The sequence below is a fragment of the Cognatiyoonia sp. IB215182 genome, from assembly GCF_033963905.1.
Classification (GTDB): domain Bacteria; phylum Pseudomonadota; class Alphaproteobacteria; order Rhodobacterales; family Rhodobacteraceae; genus Yoonia.
Map to the genome: position 1 here is coordinate 1 of NZ_JAXBMB010000066.1, position 1188 is coordinate 1188.

2 protein-coding genes are annotated in these 1188 nt (G+C 55.1%); both read left to right on the plus strand.

Going from position 1 to position 1188, the window contains the following annotated elements:
• The first annotated feature begins 55 nt into the window (after positions 1–55).
• A complete protein-coding gene (locus tag SLH47_RS26275; RefSeq protein WP_320244096.1) occupies positions 56–343 on the plus strand; it encodes a transposase in 288 nt (95 codons plus the stop codon).
• Positions 344–369: 26 nt separating this feature from the next.
• A complete protein-coding gene (locus SLH47_RS26280; protein ID WP_320244098.1) occupies positions 370–1173 on the plus strand; it encodes an IS3 family transposase in 804 nt (267 codons plus the stop codon).
• The last annotated feature ends 15 nt before the right edge of the window (positions 1174–1188 follow it).

Here is a 1188-nt window from a genome sequence, read left to right on the forward strand (position 1 = left end):
TGTCTTAGCCCCCTAAAACTGTGCCACAGTTGGCTTAGTGTTGGAGGCAGGATTGATGGCGCGGAAACGGTATTCGGATGAAGATATTCTGCGGCTTTTGCGCGAGATTGAGCTGAGCCTGGCGTCTGGTTCGGATGTTGCGACGGCGTGCAGAACGGCTGGTGTCAGTGACGCGACCTATTACACATGGCGCAAACGTTTTGGTGGGATGGGGCGATCAGAGATGGCCAATCTAAGGGCGCTGCAGAAAGAGAATGATCGCCTCAAGAAGATCGTGGCGGAGCTTGAACTGGACAAGCTCATTCTCAAGGAGAGCCTTGATTATTTAAAGCCGAAGGCCTGACGGCAGACCAGCTTCGTCAGGCCGTGATGCATATCCGACAAAAGCTGGCAACATCTGAACGGCGCACCTGCCGTGTGATCGGGCTGGCGCGGAGTACGTTGCAATACAGGGCTGCCCCAAAGGATGATGAGGCGTTGCGCCTGGCGATGATCCGGTTGGCCAAACAGTACGGGCGCTATGGCTACCGCAAGGTCGCTGAACTACTGCGGGTTGAAGGCTGGTTCGTCAATCACAAGAAGATCGAACGCCTGTGGCGCGAAGAAGGCCTGCAACTCCCGCGACGGCACAAGAAACGCAAACGGCTGTACCACAAGAACAGTTCGATCATCCGGCTCCGACCGCAATATCCCAATCACATCTGGAGCATCGATTTTGTTCACGACAAGCTGAGCAACGGACAGAGCTACAAGATGCTCACGGTGCTGGAGGAGTATACCCGCGAGGCGCTCTGCGTAGCGGTCAAACCGAAGATGAACAGCGCAGACGTGCTGGATGCGCTCTACCCACTCTTATTGCGGCACGGGAAGCCTGAATACATCCGTTCCGACAATGGTTCAGAGTTCATCGCAACGGCCCTGCAGACCTGGCTAAGAAAGGTAGGCATTAAGCCGATCCAAATCTACCCGGGATCACCTTGGGAGAATGGATACAACGAGCGCTTCAATGGCACACTTCGCCGGGAAGTCCTCAACGCAGAATGGTTCCACACTACCAAACAGGCTCAGATCGTCATCAATACTTGGCTCAGGCAGTACAATCAGATCCGACCCCATCAGGCCCTAAACATGCGCCCGCCAGTTCCAGAAACCTGGCTCAAAGGTGGCCCATAGAAATGGGGCTGGACA